Annotated in this window: 15 protein-coding genes; 10 read left to right on the top strand and 5 right to left on the bottom strand. The window is 42.5% G+C overall.

Features of this window, described 5'->3' with window-relative positions; genetic code table 11:
* The first annotated feature begins 95 nt into the window (after nucleotides 1–95).
* The 9 genes from E7Y33_RS03615 (at nucleotide 96) to E7Y33_RS03655 (ending at nucleotide 9815) form a co-directional block, all read left to right on the top strand.
* Nucleotides 96–965 carry an ROK family protein gene (locus E7Y33_RS03615; RefSeq protein WP_161976029.1) on the top strand — a complete coding sequence of 290 codons (870 nt, stop codon included), beginning with the start codon at nucleotides 96–98 and terminating at the stop codon, nucleotides 963–965.
* The gene (locus E7Y33_RS03620; protein WP_139689671.1) at nucleotides 959–2839 is read left to right on the top strand and encodes a beta-N-acetylhexosaminidase; all 1881 of its coding nucleotides are present in this window, start codon (nucleotides 959–961) and stop codon (nucleotides 2837–2839) included. Before E7Y33_RS03615 ends, E7Y33_RS03620 begins: the two co-directional genes overlap by 7 nt.
* A 202-nt stretch (nucleotides 2840–3041) precedes the next feature.
* Nucleotides 3042–3971 carry an ABC transporter permease gene (locus E7Y33_RS03625; protein ID WP_000714584.1) on the top strand — a complete coding sequence of 310 codons (930 nt, stop codon included), beginning with the start codon at nucleotides 3042–3044 and terminating at the stop codon, nucleotides 3969–3971.
* A 13-nt stretch (nucleotides 3972–3984) separates the two neighbouring features.
* Complete coding sequence (locus E7Y33_RS03630; RefSeq protein WP_000818344.1) at nucleotides 3985–4908, top strand: carbohydrate ABC transporter permease; 924 nt, start codon at nucleotides 3985–3987, stop codon at nucleotides 4906–4908.
* Between the two features lie 108 nt (nucleotides 4909–5016).
* A complete protein-coding gene (locus tag E7Y33_RS03635) occupies nucleotides 5017–6501 on the top strand; it encodes an ABC transporter substrate-binding protein (RefSeq protein WP_139689672.1) in 1485 nt (494 codons plus the stop codon).
* Between the two features lie 160 nt (nucleotides 6502–6661).
* Nucleotides 6662–7351, top strand: a complete 690-nt coding sequence (locus tag E7Y33_RS03640) for a CPBP family intramembrane glutamic endopeptidase (RefSeq protein WP_139689673.1) — start codon at nucleotides 6662–6664, stop codon at nucleotides 7349–7351.
* 68 nt (nucleotides 7352–7419) lie between these two features.
* Nucleotides 7420–7716 (top strand): bacteriocin immunity protein, encoded by a 297-nt coding sequence (locus E7Y33_RS03645; RefSeq protein ID WP_161976030.1) that lies wholly within the window; start codon nucleotides 7420–7422, stop codon nucleotides 7714–7716.
* 131 nt (nucleotides 7717–7847) lie between these two features.
* Nucleotides 7848–8834 (top strand): oxygen-dependent tRNA uridine(34) hydroxylase TrhO, encoded by a 987-nt coding sequence (gene trhO, locus E7Y33_RS03650; protein ID WP_001030025.1) that lies wholly within the window; start codon nucleotides 7848–7850, stop codon nucleotides 8832–8834.
* A 120-nt stretch (nucleotides 8835–8954) separates the two neighbouring features.
* On the top strand, nucleotides 8955–9815 hold the full coding sequence (locus E7Y33_RS03655; protein WP_139689675.1) for a DUF4299 family protein: 861 nt from the start codon (nucleotides 8955–8957) through the stop codon (nucleotides 9813–9815).
* Nucleotides 9816–9877: 62 nt separating this feature from the next.
* Here E7Y33_RS03655 and E7Y33_RS03660 read toward each other — a convergent pair whose 3' ends face one another.
* The 5 genes from E7Y33_RS03660 to E7Y33_RS03680 form a co-directional block, all read right to left on the bottom strand.
* Nucleotides 9878–10840 carry a DUF6574 domain-containing protein gene (locus E7Y33_RS03660; protein WP_139689676.1) on the bottom strand — a complete coding sequence of 321 codons (963 nt, stop codon included), beginning with the start codon at nucleotides 10838–10840 and terminating at the stop codon, nucleotides 9878–9880.
* A 62-nt stretch (nucleotides 10841–10902) separates the two neighbouring features.
* Nucleotides 10903–11835 carry a DUF4097 family beta strand repeat-containing protein gene (locus tag E7Y33_RS03665; protein ID WP_076984246.1) on the bottom strand — a complete coding sequence of 311 codons (933 nt, stop codon included), beginning with the start codon at nucleotides 11833–11835 and terminating at the stop codon, nucleotides 10903–10905.
* A complete protein-coding gene (locus E7Y33_RS03670; protein ID WP_139689677.1) occupies nucleotides 11828–12421 on the bottom strand; it encodes a DUF1700 domain-containing protein in 594 nt (197 codons plus the stop codon). The genes E7Y33_RS03665 and E7Y33_RS03670 overlap by 8 nt, the downstream gene beginning before the upstream one ends.
* Nucleotides 12408–12734, bottom strand: coding sequence for a PadR family transcriptional regulator (locus E7Y33_RS03675; RefSeq protein WP_000273860.1), 327 nt, complete (start codon nucleotides 12732–12734; stop codon nucleotides 12408–12410). The genes E7Y33_RS03670 and E7Y33_RS03675 overlap by 14 nt, the downstream gene beginning before the upstream one ends.
* Before the next feature lie 135 nt (nucleotides 12735–12869).
* Nucleotides 12870–14036 (bottom strand): CynX/NimT family MFS transporter, encoded by a 1167-nt coding sequence (locus E7Y33_RS03680; protein ID WP_084939449.1) that lies wholly within the window; start codon nucleotides 14034–14036, stop codon nucleotides 12870–12872.
* Nucleotides 14037–14257: 221 nt separating this feature from the next.
* On the opposite strand from E7Y33_RS03680, the gene E7Y33_RS03685 reads away from it, so the two are divergent.
* The gene (locus tag E7Y33_RS03685) at nucleotides 14258–15088 is read left to right on the top strand and encodes a glycosyltransferase (RefSeq protein WP_139689678.1); all 831 of its coding nucleotides are present in this window, start codon (nucleotides 14258–14260) and stop codon (nucleotides 15086–15088) included.
* Nucleotides 15089–15099: the final 11 nt, after the last annotated feature.

Consider the following 15099-nt stretch of genomic DNA (forward strand, 5'->3'; position numbering starts at 1 on the left):
TTTTAAAGTGTTTTATAACTAATGCTATGAGATAGAAAGGAGGGGCGAAAGAGTAAGGATAAACTACTGATTCGCCCCTTTTTATGGGAAGAACAATGACCATTGCAACGATTGATATCGGAGGGACTGGGATTAAGTTTGCCAGTCTGACTCCTGATGGAAAGATACTAGATAAGACAAGTACACCGACACCAGAAAGTTTGGAGTCTTTACTGGCGTGGCTAGAGCAACGCTTGTCAGAGCAAGATTATAGTGGGATCGCCATGAGCGTTCCAGGCGCGGTCAATCAAGAAACAGGTGTGATTGAGGGAATCAGTGCCGTACCTTACATCCATGGCTTTTCTTGGTATGAGGCCCTTTCTCATCATCAACTCCCTGTCCATCTCGAAAATGACGCCAACTGTGTTGGACTTAGTGAACTGCTGGCTCACCCAGAGATTGAAAATGCAGCCTGTGTCGTGATTGGGACAGGAATTGGCGGAGCTATGATTATCAATGGCAAACTTCACCGTGGTCGCCACGGCTTAGGTGGTGAGTTTGGCTATATGACAACCATTGAACCAGCTGAAAAACTCAACAACTGGTCTCTACTAGCCTCTACAGGAAACATGGTTCGCTACGTAATTGAAAAATCTGGTCAGACTGACTGGGATGGTCGCAAGATTTACCAAGAAGCTGCAGCAGGCAATGCCCTTTGCCGAGAAGCTATTTTGCGCATGAACCGTAATCTGGCTCAAGGCTTGCTCAATATCCAGTATCTGATCGATCCAGATGTCATTAGTCTGGGAGGCTCTATCAGTCAAAATCCAGATTTCATCCAAGGTGTCAAGAAGGCTGTCGATAACTTTGTCAAGACCTACGAAGGATACACGGTCGCGCCAGTTATCCAGGCCTGCACCTATCATGCAGATGCCAATCTTTACGGTGCCCTTGTCAACTGGCTACAGGAGGAAAATCAATGGTAAGATTTACAGGACTTAGTCCTAAACAAACTCAGGCAATCGACTTGCTGACAAAGCATATCTCTTTACCAGATGTGGAAGTTGCAGTCGCTCAGTCTAATCAAGCCTCTATCTCTATCAAGGGTGAAAGTGGACACTATCAACTAACCTATCGCAAACCTCACCAACTCTACCGCGCCTTGTCTTTATTAGCAACAGCTCTAGTAGAAGGTGACAAGGTCGAGATTGAGGAGCATGCGGCTTATGAAGATTTGGCCTACATGGCTGACTGTTCGCGCAATGCAGTTTTGAATGTCATATCTGCCAAGCAGATGATTGAGGTCTTGGCTCTCATGGGCTACTCAATCTTTGAGCTCTATATGGAAGACACCTATCAGATTGAGGGGCAGCCTTATTTTGGTTATTTCCGTGGGGCTTATTCAGCTGAAGAGTTACAGGAAATCGAAGCCTATGCCCAGCAGTTTGATATGACCTTTGTGCCCTGTATCCAGACATTAGCCCACTTATCGGCCTTCGTCAAATGGGGTGTCAAAGAAGTCCAGCAACTTCGTGATGTGGAGGACATTCTCCTTATCGGCGAAGAAAAGGTTTATGACCTGATTGATGGGATGTTTGCAACGCTATCTAAACTACAAACACGCAAGGTCAATATTGGGATGGACGAAGCCCATTTGGTTGGTTTAGGTCGTTACTTAATTCTGAACGGTGTTGTGGACCGTAGTCTCCTCATATGTCAACACTTGGAGCGCGTGCTGGATATTGCTGACAAGTATGGTTTCCACTGCCAGATGTGGAGCGACATGTTCTTTAAACTCATGTCGGCAGATGGCCAGTACGACCGTGATGTGGAAATTCCTGAGGAAACTCGTGTCTACCTAGATCGTCTCAAAGACCGTGTGACCTTGGTTTACTGGGATTATTATCAGGACAGCGAAGAAAAGTACAATCGCAATTTCCGCAATCACCACAAGATTAGCCAAGATATCGCCTTTGCAGGTGGGGCTTGGAAATGGATTGGTTTCACACCTCACAACCATTTCAGTCGTCTAGTAGCTATTGAGGCCAATAAAGCTTGCCGTGCTAATCAAATCAAAGAAGTCATCGTGACTGGTTGGGGAGATAATGGCGGTGAGACAGCTCAGTTTTCTATCCTACCAAGTTTGCAAATCTGGGCAGAACTTAGCTACCGCAATGACCTAGACCGTTTGCCTGCACACTTCAAAACCAATACAGGTCTTTCTGTTGAGGACTTTATGCAAATTGACCTAGCCAACCTCTTGCCAGACCTACCAGACAATCTCAGTGGTATCAATCCTAACCGCTATGTCTTTTATCAGGATATTCTCTGTCCGATTCTTGACAAGCACATGACACCTGAGCAGGACAAACCTCACTTTGCGCATGCTGCGGAGACTCTTTCTGAAATCAAAGGAAAAGCTGGGAACTATGCTTATCTCTTTGAAACACAGGCTCAGTTGAACCATATTTTAAGTAGTAAAGTGGATGTGGGACGGCGCATTCGGCAGGCCTACCAAACAAACGATAAAGAAGGTCTGCAAGCAATCGCCAGACAAGAATTACCAAAACTCAGAAGTGAGATTGAAACTTTCCACAAACTCTTTAGCCACCAATGGTTGAAGGAAAACAAGGTCTTTGGTCTGGATACGGTCGATATCCGTATGGGTGGACTCTTGCAAAGGATCAAGCGAGCAGAAAGTCGCATCGAGGCTTATCTGGCAGGTCAGATTGACCGCATCGAAGAATTAGAAGTCGAAATCCTTCCATTTAATGATTTTTATGGAGACAAGGACTTTGTAGCCACAACAGCCAACCAGTGGCACACCATTGCGACAGCATCGACGATTTATACGACCTAAAAAACACCTTGCTAGTGACAAATGGTTTCTCGTGAAACCTATTTCTTATAAAAAAACTTCTCCACAAAAAATAATTTGTGGAGTTTTTTCTATAATTAGTAGTTTAACCTGACCTTTAAATAGGAGTATACTAATAATGTAATCGTTATCAAACCTAAAAATTCGATGAAATCAGTTTTTAGGAATAAAAAGGGAGGAAAGTATGAAAAAGTTTTCAAAGACCTTGAGAGATAACTGGATCTTTCTCTTGATGGTTTTACCAGGGGCACTCTGGTTGATTCTATTCTTTTACATTCCAGTATTTGGGAATGTGGTCGCCTTTAAAGACTACCATATGACCAGTAATGGTTTCATAGATAGTATTGTGAATAGTAAATGGGTCGGGTTAGATAATTTCAGATTCTTGTTTAGTTCAAAAGACGCCTTTATCATCACTCGAAATACCGTTCTCTACAATCTCGGCTTTATCTTTATCGGTTTGATTGTATCAGTAGGGATTGCCATTATCCTCAGCGAGCTTCGTTCTAAGAGAATGGTTAAGATTTTCCAAACGTCTATGTTGTTCCCTTACTTCCTGTCATGGGTTATCATTAGTTTCTTTACAGATGCTTTCCTAAACATTGACAAAGGGGTCTTCAACCATTTCCTAACATCCATTGGCATGAAGGAAGTCAACTTCTACGCTGACTTAGGCATTTGGCCATACCTTCTCCTTTTCCTAGGTATTTGGAAAGGATTTGGATATAGCAGTGTCATGTACTATGCGACAATCATGGGAATTGACCCAACCTACTACGAAGCAGCAACAGTGGACGGGGCTAGCAAGTGGCAACGCATTCGCAACGTAACCATTCCTCAGTTGACTCCGCTTGTAACAGTCTTGACCATCCTTGCAGTCGGAAATATCTTCCGTGCAGACTTTGGTCTCTTCTATCAAATTCCACACAATGCTGGTCAGCTTTACAATGTAACCAACGTTTTAGACGTATATGTCTTTAATGGTTTGACTCAGACAGCAGATATCGGTATGGCTTCAGCAGCCGGTCTTTACCAATCCGTTGTCGGTTTGATACTGGTTATCCTATCAAACTTGCTTGCAAGACGAGTTGATCCAAACTCAGCTTTGTTCTAGAAAGGAGGAGAATATGGCAGAAAAGAAAATTAAAAAAGAAAAAATCGATAATGTCGGCATTCACTCCTTCAGTAAGAAAGCAGATATCTTCTTTAGTATCATCTCTGGTTTGATCGCTCTTTCTTGTATCTTGCCCTTTATCTTCGTTATCATCATTTCGGTGACAGACGAAAAGAGCATCCTCCAGTATGGATATAGCTTTTTCCCTTCGAAATTTGGTGTAGATGGATTCCAGTTCCTAGCTCAGTTTAAAGATAAGATCCTCCAAGCGCTCTTTATCTCAGTTTTTGTAACTGTAGTCGGAACAGTGACCAACGTCTTCATCACAACCACTTATGCCTACGCCATCTCACGTACAACCTTTAAGTACCGCAGATTCTTTACAATCTTCGCTCTTCTTAGTATGTTGTTCAATGCTGGTTTGGTACCAGGCTATATCGTGGTCACTCGCCTGCTTCAACTTGGTGATACCGTTTGGGCCTTGATTGTTCCAATGCTCCTCTCACCATTCAACATCATCTTGATGCGTTCCTTCTTCAAGAAGACCATTCCAGAAGCCATTCTCGAATCTGCTCGTATCGATGGTGCCAGTGAAGCTCGGATCTTCTTCCAGATCTGTTTGCCATTGTCACTTCCAGGTATCGCAACCATCACGCTTTTGACAGCTCTTGGTTTCTGGAACGACTGGTTCAACGCCCTTCTTTACATCAAGAGTGATAACTTGTATCCATTGCAATATTTGCTTATGCAAATCCAACAAAATATGGACTACATTGCAAAAGCAGTCGGCCTATCTGGCCAACTGGGAGTTGCTCTACCGAAAGAAACAGGTCGTATGGCCATGGTTGTTGTTGCAACCCTTCCAATCGCGATTCTGTATCCATTCTTCCAACGCTACTTTGTTAAAGGTTTGACGATCGGTGGTGTGAAAGAATAGCACTTGCTGAGAAACACTGTTTCTCCCTTCCCAACTTCATCTTAGTGACTGAAGTTACAAATTATTAAATCGTTTATAAGTTTAAAAATAAAAAAAGGAGTTTTTATCATGAAAAACTGGAAAAAATATGCTTTTGCATCTGCTAGCGTAGTCGCTTTGGCTGCAAGCCTTGCTGCTTGTGGAAACCTTACAGGTAACAACAAAAAAGCTGCTGATACTGCTTCAGGTGAAAAACCTGTAATCAAAATGTACCAAATCGGTGACAAACCAGATAACTTGGATGAATTGCTAGAAAATGCAAACAAAATCATCGAAGAAAAAGTCGGTGCTAAATTGGATATCCAATACCTTGGATGGGGTGACTATGATAAGAAAATGTCTGTTATCACATCATCTGGTGAAAACTATGATATCGCATTTGCATCTAACTATGTCGTAAATGCTCAAAAAGGTGCTTACGCTGACTTGACTGATTTGTACAAGAAAGAAGGAGCAGAGCTTTACAAAGCACTTGACCCAGCTTACATCAAAGGGAACACTGTAAACGGTAAGATCTATGCAGTACCAGTTGCAGCTAACGTTGCATCATCTCAAAACTTTGCCTTCAACGGAACTCTTCTTGAAAAATATGGTATTGACATTTCAGGTGTCACTTCATACGAAACACTTGAACCAGTCTTGAAACAAATCAAAGAAAAAGCTCCGGATGTAGTACCATTTGCGGTTACGAAGAACTTTATCCCATCTGATAACTTTGACTACCCAGTACCAAATGGACTTCCATTTGTTATCGACCTTGAAGGAGACACTACTAAGATCGTAAACCGTTACGAAGTACCTCGTTTCAAAGAACACTTGAAGACTCTTCACAAATTCTATGAAGAAGGATACATTCCAAAAGACGTAGCAACCAGCGACACTTCATTTGACCTTCAACAAGATACTTGGTTCGTTCGTGAAGAAACAGTAGGACCAGCTGACTACGGTAACAGCTTGCTCTCACGTGTTGCGAACAAAGACATCCAAATCAAACCAATCACTAACTTTATCAAGAAAAACCAAACAACACAAGTTGCCAACTTTGTTATCTCAAACAACTCTAAGAACAAAGAAAAATCAATGGAAGTGTTGAACCTCTTGAACACGAACCCAGAACTCTTGAACGGTCTTGTTTACGGTCCAGAAGGCAAGAACTGGGAAAAAATTCAAGGTAAAGAAAACCGTGTACGCGTCCTTGATGGCTACAAAGGAAATACTCACATGGGTGGATGGAACACTGGTAACAACTGGATTCTTTACATCAACGAAAACGTTACAGACCAACAAATCGAAGATTCTAAGAAACAATTGGCAGAAGCTAAAGAATCTCCAGCACTTGGATTCATCTTTAACACTGACAATGTGAAATCTGAAATCTCAGCAATTTCTAACACAATGCAACAATTCGATACAGCTATCAACACTGGTACTGTAGACCCAGATAAAGCTATTCCAGAATTGATGGAAAAATTGAAATCTGAAGGTGCTTACGAAAAAGTATTGAACGAAATGCAAAAACAATACGACGAATTCTTGAAAAACAAAAAATCATAAGATCGATTGATTTCGTGTATTCATTCCTAATTCCTAAAAATGTGATCACTGCCTTCCTTAGTTCTCTAGGGGAGGTAGTGATTTTTAGGATGTAAAAATGAAAACAGTGGTTCTGAGGGTTTATACGATGTGATACACATACATCTATAGAGGATTTATTATGAAAAAATATCGCCTTCTTTTCAAAATGAGTGCTGTCTTCTCTTACCTATTTTTCGTATTTGGCCTTTCTCAGCTGACGCTTATTGTCCAAAACTATTGGCAATTTTCTTCCCAGATTGGCAATTTCTTCTGGATTCAAAATATCTTGAGTTTGCTATTTAGCGGAGTCATGATTTGGATTCTGGTTAAGACAGGCCATGGTTATCTCTTTCGCATTCCAAGAGAAAAATGGCTTTGGTATTCGATTTTGACAGTATTAGTGGTAGTGCTCCAGATCTTTTTTAACGTTCAGACAGCTAAACATGTTCAGTCAACTGCTGAAGGTTGGGCTGTATTGATTGGTTATAGTGGGACTAACTTTGCAGAGCTAGGTATCTATATAGCCCTGTTCTTTCTGATTCCACTGATGGAAGAGTTAATCTATAGAGGATTACTGCAACACGCCTTTTTTAAAGATTCGAGATTTGCTCTTGATTTGCTTCTTCCGTCCATTTTATTTGCTCTCCCTCATTTTTCAAACTTTCCTAGTCTGTTAGATATCTTCGTCTTTGCAACAGTTGGAATCATCTTTGCTGGTTTGACCCGCTATACCAAGAGCATTTATCCTTCCTATGCGGTGCATGTGATCAATAATATTGTAGCGACATTACCATTTTTACTGACTTTTTTACATAGGGTGTTTGGGTAAAATACTGGCAGGCGAGTTTGGGATTATAGTGTTTCAATTTATAAGCGAATTTCAGGAGGAAAATGAGAATGACACCATTAAAATGGTTTGCTGGAGGAAGTGAAAGGCGTTGTGAAGCCATGACCATCATAGATTATCTATTGGAAGATATAAAGGCTGCGCCTCAACTTACTCCCTTGAAAAATCAGTTAGTGAGTTATAAAAGACGATTAGAGGACGATGGGACCTCTACTCCATTTATTCTGAGCCAAATGAACGTCGACATCTCACGTGTATTAATTGACAACAAGTTGTGTTTGTCAGAAAATCAATCCGAGCAGATCAAAAAGTTGAGAGAATTATCTGCTATTCGCTATGGGTACTAATGAAATGTAGGAATGAGCCTCCCTCTACAATTTCCGGTCAAATAAATTGCATTCGTTTTCCCAAGTGGGTATACTAGTATAGTTGAATGAAAAATTCTGAAAATTTAAGAATAGAAAAGAGAACAAATCTTATGGCAAAAGATATTCGTGTCTTACTTTACTACCTTTATACTCCAATTGAAAATGCAGAGCAATTTGCTGCAGACCACTTGGCTTTCTGTAAATCAATCGGCCTCAAAGGCCGTATCCTCGTCGCTGACGAGGGAATTAACGGGACTGTTTCAGGTGACTACGAAACAACTCAAAAATACATGGACTACGTTCACAGCCTCCCAGGCATGGAAGACCTCTGGTTCAAGATTGACGAAGAAAGTGAACAAGCCTTCAAGAAGATGTTTGTTCGCTACAAGAAAGAAATTGTCCACCTTGGTTTGGAAGACAATGACTTTGACAACGATATCAACCCACTTGAAACAACAGGTGCTTACTTGTCTCCAAAAGAGTTCAAAGAAGCCCTTCTTGACGAAGATACCGTTGTCCTTGATACACGTAACGATTATGAGTACGACCTAGGACATTTCCGTGGGGCTATCCGTCCAGACATCCGCAACTTCCGTGAGTTGCCACAATGGGTCCGTGATAACAAGGAAAAATTCATGGACAAGCGTGTCGTGGTTTACTGTACAGGTGGCGTTCGCTGTGAGAAATTCTCAGGCTGGATGGTGCGTGAAGGATACAAAGATGTTGGTCAATTGCACGGAGGAATCGCAACTTACGGTAAAGACCCAGAAGTCCAAGGTGAACTTTGGGATGGGAAAATGTACGTCTTTGACGAGCGTATCGCAGTGGATGTCAACCATGTCAACCCAACCATCGTAGGGAAAGACTGGTTTGATGGAACACCATGTGAACGTTATGTCAACTGTGGAAATCCCTTCTGTAACCGTCGTATCCTAACATCAGAAGAAAATGAAGACAAGTACCTTCGTGGATGCTCACACGAGTGTCGTGTTCACCCACGCAACCGCTATGTTTCAGAAAATGAATTGACACAAGCAGAAGTGGTGGAGCGCCTAGCTGCTATCGGTGAAAGCTTGGATCAAGTCGCTACAGTATAAAGTAAACAGCCTTCAGGGGCTGTTTTTCTATGCTTTTTATCTAAAAATCTAAAATTTGTTTCTGTATCTTTCAGGAAAATAGGGTATACTGTATGTAAACGATTTCAAAGGAGGCCGGCTATGGCGAAAACATTTTTTATCCCAAATAAAGAAAGCATTCTAGGACAACAGGAGGTCTTGACTGCCAAGTCCATCTTGGCCTTGGTGGAGGGCTTGGAGTCGCATAGTTATGATGCAGTCTATCTCCGTCAGCCCCTCAATCGTCTCGAATACATGGAGTGTGGGATTGTAGGTCAGTCGCAATTTCTCTTCAAAGTGAACTATGCGGATAGTCGAAAAGGCTATCAAGTGGTGATTCCAGACTTCCTTACCAGAGCGGACTGGGAGATTGTAGAGACTCTCCTCAAAGCCCTATCGAGCAAGTTGGGGCATGTGGTAGAAGGGCTAGAAGGGTTTGAATTTGAAGCTTATTTCCGAGAAACGATCCAGCATTATCTAGCTGATAAAGCGACTCGTCTAGTATACTGCCAAGGGCTCTTGTCCCCTATCTATCTCAACAAGGAATACCTCGAGAGCTTTTTGGCTGAGAATGGATTGGCACGTTTTGAAGAGCTGGTCAAGAAGGTTCAAGGCTCTGATGCCTACCTTGCCAGTGTAAAATTTTACCCGGATGCTCAAGGTAGGGTGCACGGTATCTATCACCTAGCCCAGGGAGTCAAGACGATTTTGCCAAAGGAACCCTTTGTATCAGCTCCTTATACGGAGCAGCTGGCAGGCAAGGAACTTGTTTGGGAGATTGACCTAGTGACGATTTCTGGTGATGGGTCCAAAGCAGAAGACTACGAATCCATCGCTCGCTTGGACTATGCAAGATTCCTAGAGTCACTACCAACAGAATTTTGCCAGCAACTAGATGCCAATCAACTAGAAGTACAAGTCATTTTGGGAAAAGACTTTGAAGAATTGGCAGCCGTCAAGTAGCCACGGCTCAAAAAAGAGTAAGCATAAAAATCCCTGTCATTAACAAATGGCAGGGATTTTGGTTAAAAGAATGTCAGGATGCGAAGGTAGTCAACTGTCAGCGCGAGCTCTGCAATGAAGAAGGGTAAGAGAATGGCGCCATCAAGTAAGACAGCTAGCAGGAAACGATAAAATGGGTCGAGGCTACTGGTCTTACTTGGCTTGCTAATCACAAAGAGATTGGCAAGGGCAAAGATGGCCATGCTTAGAAGAGTGAAGATGCCAGCAAATCGTAAGCCACCAAAGAGTGCAAAGAAACTTGCTAGAGCTATTAGGACAAGTGGGATAGCAAAGAGTCTGCTGTAACGATCGCAAGCTTCTTGGAATGTGAAGTCACTCTCCTGATCCAGCACACGTCGGACAGTAAAGCCTCCCAAAATGATGGAAAAGTAAAATAGAGCGCTAGCGACCAAGATAGAAAGGCCAGCAAAGAGATCCAAAGGTGGGAGCTGGTTAGGAGAACTATTAGCAATAGAAATCATATAGCCATAGTAGAGGTGCTTGATATGATAGATACTAAAGAAAAGATTAATCGAAGACAGCAAGGTGAGCAGGGCAAAGACACTATAACGATGCTTTTGGTCCGTAGTCTTGCTGGCAGTTGGTTCTTGGATAGCATCCAGCAGCCAAGCCCAAAACAGTGCGATTTCTTCTTTGAATCTGGCTGTTCTACGAGGGTCAATATCTGGGATATAGGGGCTTTCTAAAGCCTTGCTAAGGATACTTTTCTCTTTTATAGGGTTTTCTTGCTTGTGTTCCTCTTCAGCTTTCCCTTCTCCCTCTTCCTCGGTTTGGGTTTCCTCAATCATTTCGGGAGCTTCCTCCTCATGCGTTTCCGACTCTTTAGGTGAGATAGGAGTTTCTTGGCTTGCTTGTGGTTCGGTCTCCACAGTTTCCGAAGTCTCTGGTTGGTCGGGCTGAATTTCCGATTTCATCTGAGCTGATTTCTTCTCAAGATCGGCGCTTTCAAACCATTCTTGTGTCATGGTGGAACCTCCTTTTTTATGGTCGTTTTCTATCTTTAGACTAGCAGATGAAAGCGTTTTTGTCAATGATTTCTAGGTGGAGCAGAGTATTCTTCTTCCTTGGGTAGGTAGATATCCTGGTTGGCTTTTGCAATGAGCAGGTCCTTGACATCTGCTTTGTCTGTCTTGTATGGGTTGGCAAGTTCATTCTCTTTTTGTCCACGATGTTCTTCTTTGGGTTTATAATAGATACCACCATGCTGAGAAGAAAGATCTAGATTGATACGATCGAATTCTGTCTTAGAAAGAAAGAGTCTTAAGTCGTGATGAGAGTCTAGCTCTACCTTACCGCGGATCTTGATATTTTCAGCATAGATGTGCCCCTCCTCCGTCTTGACCTGGCTATCTGTCAATTCAGTATCAAAGATATTGATGATATGAGGTGTCGTTAGTGTGCTGTTTTTGATAGAACTTTCTGTTAGTCTTAAGAGATAGCCTTTTGTTTTGATTGTCGCATTTTCAAGATTGGCTTGGCGAATATTAGTTTGTCCACGATTGGCTGAGACGGTGATAGCTTGTAGTCTTCTTCCTTTAGGGAGGGAGAGTATGACTTCGTCAAAACGACTAGAATAACTGCTAGCAATACGAAGTAGGCCTTCGATTCCTGAACCGAGAAAACGATGTTGGGAGGCTTGTTTGTCAGTGACGCTCAGTGTTTTGTCACTCATGCCAGTAGTCAGATCATGACGACCAGACACGGACGGATGATAGGTGATATGGATCTTGTCATCTACAGACTCTGTGATGGTTAGGCTATGTTCCTCAAGGGCTAAATCAAGTTTTTCCACTTCATTTCCAAAGGTCACTTCTTCGATACGATTGTCATAGACGGGATCTTTTGACATGGCAAGCAAACTTTGAATACCATTGGACTGCGCACCTACAATGATCATGATAAAACCAAGGATTGTAGAAACCACACCAAAGATGAGAAATCCTTTTGTCAATTTACGCATGTCTATCACCTCTCTTTCCTTTTTTAAGAATCCATTGTGCCAAGCGGACGATTAGGAGGCCAAAGAAACGAGCTACATAGGAGATACCCAGTAGAACAAGAGAAGAAGCACCGATAGAAAGCAAACCGGCCCCAAAAATCAAGATAAAGGCAGATTTGGCTTCGACTAGGACGCTAAAGCTCTCTATGATAAAGAGTCCGCCCAGTAGGATACCCGTCACCGAAACAGTGAAAAAGGCTAGAATGACGGAGACAGCCGCGATAAAAATACCGATGATGGCCATGAGGATGCCGATCCCGACCGGAATTCCGATAGGAGCTACTAGCAGGGCCAGGAGGGCAATGTGTAGCAGTTGGCGATCATTCTTTTGAGCAGGTGCCTCATTGACTTTTTTATCGAGAAGATCAGAGAGGATATCATGAGCTGCTTCTTTTGGTGTTCCTAGACTGGCGATGAGTTCCTCTTCGCCCTCTGAACCTGCATCGTCAAATAGTTCCTTAAAGTAGTCCATGGATTCGATGCGGTCAGCTTCAGGCAGTTTATTGAGATAGGTTTCTAACTGAGTCAGATAGTCAGTTCTTGTCATGGCGGATACTCCCTTCTATAATGCCGTTGACGGTGTCGGTATAGAGCGTCCACTCTTCCTTTAGAGTAACGAGCTGCTCTACGCCCCGATTGGTCAAGGAGTAGTATTTGCGCATACGCCCCTGAAACTCTCTAGAGTAGGTGGTCAGAAAGCCACTGGCTTCCAATTTTTTGAGAATGGGATAGAGCGTAGATTCTTTGATATTGGCGATGAGTTTAATGGTTTGGCTAATCTCATAACCATAAGAATCCCCCTGCTCCAGTACAGCCAAGATGAGAAACTCAATCAAGGCAGAGGATGTTGGGAAGTACATGGGAAACCTCCTTTATATTATATAAAAATTTTATATATACTCTTTTCAAATATATTGTATCTCAAGTTGAAAGCCCTGTCAAGAAATATGTGTAAAAATTTTATATATAAAAAACTCCTAGTAAAAACTAGAAGTTTAGAGGATCTTATCCGCCCGATCCACCATAAAGAGTGAGATAGTCATGATGATATCGATGGCTAGAAGGGCAAGAACCGCTGGAATCCAAGATTGGAAAAGTTCAAAACTGTAACCAAACAAGGCGGGTCCAAAAGCAGCTAAGATGTAGCCTCCTGTTTGCGCTAGTCCTGATAGCTGAGCCGTCTTTTCAGGAGAACTGGTTTTAAGAGAAAAACAAACCATGAGGTAGGGGAAGAGGGCACTGCAGGCCGTTCCAATCAAGAGATGGACGACTAACCAGTAGAGAAAGTTGTTGGCTGGATACAAGAGCATAGCAATTCCTGTCATCCCAGCGATAGAGATAATTGCCAGCATGATTCGACGGTGACTATCTGATAGACGAGTCGTCAGACTTGGAACAGTCATCGAAAAAGGAATGCTGATCAGTGAGAAGATAGAAGCCAGAAGAGCCGCATCACTATTAGAAATACCAGCACTAACAGCCATAGTTGGCAACCAGGTCATACTTGTATAAAAGAGCAAGGACTGAAGCCCGCCAAAGATAATGATAGCCCAGACATCTTTACTTTTTAGAATATTCTCTTTGACTTGCTTTTCTTTTTGGCTTTCTAGGTGGTGGTTGTGGCGATGATTTGGTAACCAGACTAGCAGAGTGACCAGACAGAGAAAGCTGAGAACGAGGATGAGGCCCTTCCAAGAACTAGCTTGGGTGATAGGGACGGATAGATAAGAAGCGATGGCTGTCGAAATTCCCATGGCAGTGACATAGAGAGTTGTTAGGAAACTAATCTTTTGAGGCTGATTTGCCTGGATCATACTTGGGAGGAGTACATTGAAGATCGCAATGCTTGCTCCCACAATTAGGGTCCCTAGATAGAGAAGGGGAAGATTGAAAATCCGAATGACAGAGCCAACAGTTAAGAGGAGGAGGCAGTAAGTAAAGAGGTGTTCCAACCCGATTTTTTGTGCCAAGCGGCTCGCAAAAGCAGAGAAAAGAGCAAACATCAAGAGAGGGAGACTGGTTAAAATCCCAAGAGAGCTAACCTCCACTCCTAGTCCCTGAGCGATATCTCCTAAAATAGTTGGAAGAGCAGTAAAGGGAGAGCGTAAAACAGTCCCGATTAAGACAATTCCTAGAACAAAAAAGAGTGATTGTTTTTTCATAAAAACCTCGATAGGATGATTTTAATAACAGCTTATTTTAAGGTTTTTTCCTTATAATGTCAAGTAATGACAGCCAAGACAGATCAATCAATGAAAGTGAAAATAAAGTGAAAAGGGACAGATTTCTTTACTAGAATTTTCCTTGATTTGATATAAAAATAGGAAACTAGGGAATTTTGTGATAAAATAGTGGAAGGAAATCTATACATTGGAGAAAAACTGTGCCTGAAAAGCAAAAAATCAGCGTCTTGATGTCGGTCTATGTAAAGGAAAATCCGACATTTTTGAGAGATGCCATCAAAAGTGTTCAAAACCAGACCTTGAAACCGAGCGAACTTGTTCTTGTTGAGGACGGCCCGCTCACACCCGAACTCTATCAGGTGCTAGATGAAGTGGAAGCTCAGTCAGACATTCCAGTTAAACGGTGCCCCTTAGAACAAAACCAAGGTTTAGGCTTGGCTCTTCGATACGGTGTTTTACAGTGTCAGTACGATATCATCGCTCGTATGGATACAGATGATATAGCAGTACCTGACCGCTTTGAAAAGCAAGTCCAACTAATGGAACAGGAAAATCTGGATCTCTTAGGTGGACATATTGCAGAATTTATTGACAATCCTGACGAGATTGTTTCTTACCGTCGTGTCCCAACTCGGCATGCAGACATTGTGGCTTACCAAAGAATGAGAAGTGCCTTCAACCATATGACAGTGATGTTCAAAAAGGACATGGTCCTCAAGGCGGGTAACTATGAAGATGGCCTTTACATGGAGGATGATCTCCTCTGGCTCAATATGATTGCCGCAGGAGCTAAGACTGGAAACCTGGATCAGATCTTGTGTCAGGTTCGTGTCGGAGCAGGGATGTTTGAACGTCGTGGTGGTTTGCGCTACCTCAAACTCTATCGCCAGGCTCGTCAGCGCATGCTTGAGAGAGGGCAAATTTCCTACATGGAATATGCGAAAAGCATTGCCATTCAAGCAATCGTTGCACTCTGCCCAGGCTTTGTACGACAGTTTATCTTTGTCAAACTTCTAAGAAAAAGCAAATAAGCCTCAGGTTG

Origin of the sequence: Streptococcus oralis, assembly GCF_006175905.1 — a bacterium.
Classification (GTDB): Bacteria; Bacillota; Bacilli; order Lactobacillales; family Streptococcaceae; genus Streptococcus; species Streptococcus oralis_BG.